This window comes from Pseudomonas sp. P5_B2 (assembly GCF_056400445.1).
The window spans coordinates 1-6,007 of the sequence record NZ_JBFULH010000256.1; the positions used below are offsets into that span (position 1 = coordinate 1).

The 6,007-nt window shown below is 56.6% G+C and carries 6 protein-coding genes; 2 read left to right on the plus strand and 4 right to left on the minus strand.

The window, feature by feature from the left end; genetic code table 11:
• From AC1DRJ_RS17585 to AC1DRJ_RS17595, 3 genes are all read right to left on the minus strand, one after another.
• Positions 1-1,063, minus strand: a 1,063-nt coding sequence (locus tag AC1DRJ_RS17585; RefSeq protein ID WP_477803275.1) for an OprD family porin, incomplete at its 3' end; no start/stop codon positions are given.
• 130 nt (positions 1,064-1,193) lie between these two features.
• Entirely contained in the window at positions 1,194-1,649 is a 456-nt protein-coding gene (locus AC1DRJ_RS17590; RefSeq protein ID WP_477803276.1) for a type II 3-dehydroquinate dehydratase, read from the minus strand.
• 15 nt (positions 1,650-1,664) lie between these two features.
• Positions 1,665-3,020: an MFS transporter gene (locus tag AC1DRJ_RS17595; protein WP_477803277.1), complete on the minus strand. Its 1,356-nt coding sequence runs from the start codon at positions 3,018-3,020 to the stop codon at positions 1,665-1,667.
• Between the two features lie 167 nt (positions 3,021-3,187).
• Between AC1DRJ_RS17595 and AC1DRJ_RS17600 the strand changes: the two genes are divergently transcribed.
• Positions 3,188-4,072, plus strand: coding sequence for a LysR family transcriptional regulator (locus AC1DRJ_RS17600; RefSeq protein WP_477803278.1), 885 nt, complete (start codon positions 3,188-3,190; stop codon positions 4,070-4,072).
• Between the two features lie 241 nt (positions 4,073-4,313).
• Positions 4,314-5,705: an MFS transporter gene (locus AC1DRJ_RS17605; RefSeq protein ID WP_477803279.1), complete on the plus strand. Its 1,392-nt coding sequence runs from the start codon at positions 4,314-4,316 to the stop codon at positions 5,703-5,705.
• Positions 5,706-5,763: 58 nt separating this feature from the next.
• On the opposite strand, the gene AC1DRJ_RS17610 is transcribed toward AC1DRJ_RS17605, so the two are convergent.
• Positions 5,764-6,007, minus strand: a 244-nt coding sequence (locus AC1DRJ_RS17610; RefSeq protein WP_477803280.1) for a peptidase associated/transthyretin-like domain-containing protein, incomplete at its 5' end; no start/stop codon positions are given.

Sequence of the window (6,007 nt, forward strand, 5' to 3'; positions counted from 1 at the left end):
CACCCATTCCGACGAAGTTATAGTCATGGCGAACCTGCCAGGAACGTTCCTGAGCGTTGTCGTAGCTGGAGTTGTAGCTGTCGTTCGCCAATGTGCCGCCACTGGAACCGTTGACCCGCATCCACGCGTTGTCTCCGGTGAGCTTTTGCAGGCCGACATAGAACGTGTTGCCGCCCAGCTTGGCGGAGAACAGACCAAAGGCTGTCTTGTTGTCCAGATCACCGGCCAGACTGGCGCCGTTTTCCTTACCGGTGAAAAAGCCCATATTGGCGCCCAGTACCCAGTCACCTACGGGTTGGCTGTGGTTGAGGCTGAAATATTGCTGCTGGTAGATATCTTCAAGTTCGTCGTACCAGGCCCCAACCGTGGTGCGCTTCTCGTTGAAGTTGTATTCACCGCCGCCGAAGTTGAATCGGTCGGAGGTGAACGCAGCTTTTCCGTTCATGGACATATCTTCCATGCTGGAGTCATTGCGCGGGCTGTTCTGCCGGATTTGACCGCCATACAACGACAATCCGCCGATTTCCTGGGAGGTGATCTGCGCACCTTGGAAGGTCTGCGGCAACGAGCGGCCGTCATCCGAACGCAGAATAGGCAGGGTACTGACCCATTCACCCACTTTTACGACCGTCTTTGAAACCTTGGCCTTGGCGGCAACACCCAGCCGTCCGAAATTGTCCGCAGGCTCTCCATCACCATGGACAGGCAAAAGTTGCGTGCCGGCAGTGCCTTTGCCCCCGTCGAGCTTCTGCGAGTAAAGACCCAGAACATCAACGCCGAAACCTACCGGGCCTTGGGTATAGCCGGAACGGGTGTCGAGGATAAAGTTTTGCGTCCATTCCTCAGCTTTGTTCTGTGGATTGGCAGCATTCGGGTAGGCGGGGTTGACGAAGTTGCGATTGATGTAGGCGTTGCGCAGATTGAGCGTGGAAGTCGCGCCTTCGATGAAACCGCTGTTTTCATCGGCATGAACGACAGTTGCCGAAATGGCGCTGAGTGCCAGGGTCAGGCCGATCAATGAGTATTGAGCGGGCACGTTACGGCGCAAAACAGTGTGATGCATGTTGGTTTTCTCGCATTCAATTATTATTTTTTTGGCAGTTTTTTCAGCCTGCGACTGAATTTCAGACGCAGGCGGCTCTGGCAAAAATCTGCCGAGAGACCGCCGTGTAAGCGTTGAGCGAAGAGGGGTGTTAGCTGTTGGACACCTGACGACGCAGCAGGTCGTCAATGGCCCTGATGGCGAGGGGATAACCGTCGGCACCCATGCCGCAAATCACTGCATTAACCGCGCCAGACATGATGGAGTGGCGATGCAGTTCGTCGCGTGCATGGATGTTCGACAGATGCAGTTCAATCAGCGGTGTGCTGAGCAACTTCAGGGCATCAAGTACCGGAATCGAGTGAAACGATAAGCCGGCCGGGTTGATGATCACTGCTGCGCCTTGCTCGAAAGCCTCTTGAATCCAGTCGACCATCACGCCTTCGTGGTTGGTCTGGCGAAAGTCGCATACCAGGTCAAGTTCCTCGGAGAGCCTTTCACTGCGTTGACGAATCTGATCGAGCGTGGTGTGGCCATAGATATGCGGCTCACGACGACCCAGCAGGTTCAAGTTCGGGCCGTTAAGGATGAAGACGGTGCGGTTCATGATCGTCCTGCTGCGTTATTTGGAAAGAAGGGCTGTAGCGGCAGAATCGACCGCGTCAGGTGCCGCTACGGCGTTGAGGTCGACACCGCGGGTTTCAGGACTGATTCGGATCATGGCCAGCGAGATCAGGTTGATCACGACACACAGGGTCACCAGAGGCCACGGCGAGTTGTTCGACTGGGCCATCAGATAGACCGCGATCATTGGCATTGGGCCGCCGATCACCAGGTTGGCGCCGGTGTAGGCCAGTGCGGAACCCGAATAGCGGACCTGGGTCGGGAACGCTTCGGCGAAGGCCACAGGCTGAATGCCGCTCTGAAACTGAACGAAGCCCAGGAACAGCCCCATGATCGCCATGATGGCGGCGACGTTTAGCGTGTTGAGGATCGGGAAGTAGACGAACAGGATCAGCAAGGTCATGCACGAACCAAATGTCAGTGCCTTTTTACGGCCCCAACGGTCGGACAGATAACCACCGGCCAGCGCACCGAAAATTGCGCACATGTTAGCCACCATCAGCGACATGAAGCCGGTCGATTGGCTAAAGCCCAGGTGCTTGGTCAGGTAGCTGAGGGAGAAGATCACGATCAGATAGAACAGCGCAGCGGGCGAGCAGAAGAAAAACATCAAGCGCAGGATGGTTTTGTAGTGGCTGCCGACAGCGGTTTTGAGCGGGCTTTTTTCCTGCTTGATCGGGGTCTTTTTCAAGGCAACGAAAGCCGGGGTTTCATCGACTTTCAGGCGGATGAAGATTGCGACCACCACCAGTACGAAACTGAGGAGGAAGGGGATTCGCCAGCCGAAACTTTCGAACTGCTCGCTCGACAACGTGGCGGCCAGTCCCATCAGCACACCGTTGGCCAAAATCTGGCTGAGTGGTGAGCACAGTCCGAGCATCCCTGAGTAGCGCCCACGTCGATCAGGTGAGGCGTGTTCCAAAGCCATCAGTTGAGCGCCGGTGGACTCACCGCCCAACGCGAAGCCTTGAATGACCCGCAGCAGAACCAGAAGGATCGGTGCCCAGATACCGATCTGACCATACGTCGGCAACAGGCCCATCAGCACCGACGCCAGACCCATCAGGGTCACGGTAGCCAGCATCAGGTTGCGACGGCCCAGTTTGTCACCGAGGTAGCCACAGGTAATCGCGCCCAATGGACGAGCGGCCAGGCCAACACCGAACGTTGCCAGCGAGGCGAGCAGGCCGGCGGTCGGTTCCAACGCCGGGAAAAACAGTTTAGGCAGAATGGTCGCCGAAATCGCGCCATACAGCGTGAAGTCAAACCATTCCAGGGCGGTACCAACGGTCGCGGCGGTCACCGCTTTGCGAGGCATGCGCGAATCATGAGTCTCGTGACTGGTTGTGCTCATTGATGTGCTCGTCGTTATTTTTATGGTTACGGGATACCCATACGATTCCGCTCGGGCCCAGGCGCTGGCAGGAAACGTCGAAGTGAGTAGACGTTACCGCATGTTGCTTGCAGAATAATTATCGAAACACAGACAAATAGATAAGCCAGCCTTATGAGTGAGGATTAATGGAACTGCGTCACCTAAAAGCCTTTGTGGTCGCCGCCGACCTGCAACACTTCAGCCGGGCGGCCGAACAGTTGGGTATTGCACAACCGGCACTGAGCCAATTGATGCGAACGCTTGAGTCCGAACTGGGGCTGGCACTGTTCCGGCGGGAAAACCGCGGGGTGGTGTTGACCGCTGCCGGCTTGGCATTCCTGCCCCATGCGCGCCAGTCCATCGAGTCCAGTGAGTTGGCAACCGCCGCAGCCCAGCGCGCCCGGCGTGGGGAGGTTGGCGAGATCAATATTGGCTATCACTCGGCCTTGTTCGAGGCCAATCTGCCGCAATTGCTGCGCTACTATTTCAGCACGTTTCCCGAGGTGAACGTATCGCTGGTGGATGCGGGTATTCGCGCACAGTTCGACATGTTACTCGACCACAAGCTGGATCTTGCCTTTGCCCGGGTGTTCAAGGATCACCTGCCCGACCGTTTGCGCACCCATCATTTCAGTGAATCCAATCTCGTACTGCTGATGCCGGACAACCATGAACTGGCAGACAGCTTTACTGGGGACTTGGCAACGCTTCGGCACGAGAAGTTCGTTTTCCTGCACGACACCGCGGGTATCGGCTTGACCTCGCACACGCTTCAGGCATGCCGCCAAAACCAGCTACATCCGAAAAACATCATGTACGTCCCTTCGCTGATGAGCATCCCTGGCCTGGTTGCCGCAGGCATCGGCCTGAGCATCGTGCCTGAAACGATGACCCGGTTGACCATGCCAGGCATACGGATTGTGCCGCTGGCTCAACCGGAAATGGTCAGTGAACTGTCGCTGATTTCACGAATAGATGAGCGATCCAGCGCGGTACTGCACTTCATTGAGGAGGCACATGGATGGGGATAACACGATCTGTAGCAGCTGGCGAAGCCTGCGTYCGGCTGCGTAGCAGTCGTAAAACCTGAGATTGCGGTCTTCCTGAAACACCATATCGTCTGATATCACGACTGCTRCGCAGCCGAACGCAGGCTTCGCCAGCTGCTACAGGTCGCGTTACGGCTTAACTGATCGACATTAGCTAAACGTGTTGCACTCCGCATTCGATAGTAAAGTGTCGGGCATTGTCGTAGCTAATCAGGGATGACCAATGTCTCAACACCGCTCAACATTGATCGCCCTGCTGGTAGCGGTCACGTTCTTTATGGAGAACCTCGACGCCACGGTGATAGCCACCGCGCTGCCGGACATGGCCAGGACGTTTGGTGTGCCGGCGGTGGATATGAGCATTGGCATGAGCGTCTACATGCTCGCGGTTGCGGTGTTCATCCCCATTAGTGGCTGGTTGGCGGATCGCTTTGGCTCACGCCTGGTATTCAGTTTGGCGATCGTGCTGTTCAGCCTGTCTTCGTTGATGTGTGGGCTGAGTGACAGCCTGGAAACCTTTGTCGCCGCGCGCGTGCTGCAGGGTATCAGCGGCGCGATGATGGTACCCGTCGGGCGCTTGGCCGTGCTTCGCACCACCGAGAAGAAAGACCTCGTGCGGGCCATCTCTTTTATTACCTGGCCTGGTCTGGTCGCGCCGATACTCGGCCCTCCCTTGGGCGGTTTCATCGTCACCCACGCATCGTGGCCGTGGATTTTCTACCTCAATCTTCCGTTGGGCGTACTGGCCTTGATTGCCGCGCTGGTGTTGATTCCCAAGCAAGACCACGTCATTGCCCGGGCATTCGATTTCACTGGTTTTCTGCTCGCCGGCGGCGCGAGCGCTGCGCTGCTGTTCGGGGTAGAGATGCTGGGGCAAACTCATGCCAATGTGTTGCCGGCACTGTCACTCAGTGGTGCTGGCGTGATACTCGGAGTTTTTGCCTGGCGACATCTGCGTCGGCATGCGCAACCCTTACTGGCGCTGGGTGTTTTGCAAATCCGTACCTTCAGTGTTTGCCTGTGGGGAGGCTCGAWTTTTCGGATCGCCATCAGCACCTTGCCGTTTCTCCTGCCGCTGATGTTTCAACTGGCCTTCGGTCTATCGGCATTGGATGCCGGGCTACTGGTATTGGCTGTCTTCGCTGGCAATCTGGCGATGAAGCCGTTCACCACGCGGGTAATGCACCGCTGGGGCTTTCGTCCGGTGCTGATGTTCAATGGCATTCTCGGAGTGCTGGCGATAGCGGTTTGTGCATTGTTGGATGAGCACATGAGTCGGGTGTTGGTTTTGTTGGTTCTGTTTGTCGGTGGCTTGTCGCGATCCATGCAGTTCACTGCGTTCAATACGCTGGGTTTTGCCGATGTTCCCAAGGAGCAGATGAGCGATGCTTCAACTTTGTTCAGTATGTTCTTCCAACTGAGCATGGCGATGGGGATTGCCACGGGCGCGTTGTTGCTACGTTTCTCCATGAGCATCCATGGCAATACCGGGYACGCAGAGACGGCCGACTTTCAGCTGACGTTCCTGTGGGTTGCCGTGATTGCGGGGATTGCATTGCTCGACAACCTGCGATTGCCCCCGAAAGCGGGCGAGTCGGTATTGCAGCGAGCATAAGAAAACAGACTGGAATTAAGGTGTTGAGCGCTTGCGTCTCAACACCGTGCCGGCGTCGTTAGAAATCGAAGAACACTGTTTCCGATTCGCCTTGAATATGAATATCGAATCGGTAGGCCAGCTTCCCGTCAACCGTGCAGCGCTTGGCGATCAGGGATTCGCGTCGATGGGGCTGTTCGATCAGGTTCAATACCGGATCCTCGGCATTCGCCTGCGGTTCGTCGTCGAAATACAGGCGGGTCTGCAAGTGGATGTTGATGCCCCGGGCAAACAGCGCCACGTTGATATGCGCGGCCATGGGA

Bases quoted from the DNA above. Each gene is read 5' to 3' on its own strand.
- AC1DRJ_RS17590 (WP_477803276.1), bottom strand. From the start codon at position 1,649: ATGAACCGCACCGTCTTCATCCTTAACGGCCCGAACTTGAACCTGCTG.
- AC1DRJ_RS17595 (WP_477803277.1), bottom strand. From the start codon at position 3,020: ATGAGCACAACCAGTCACGAGACTCATGATTCGCGCATGCCTCGCAAA.
- AC1DRJ_RS17600 (WP_477803278.1), top strand. From the start codon at position 3,188: ATGGAACTGCGTCACCTAAAAGCCTTTGTGGTCGCCGCCGACCTGCAA.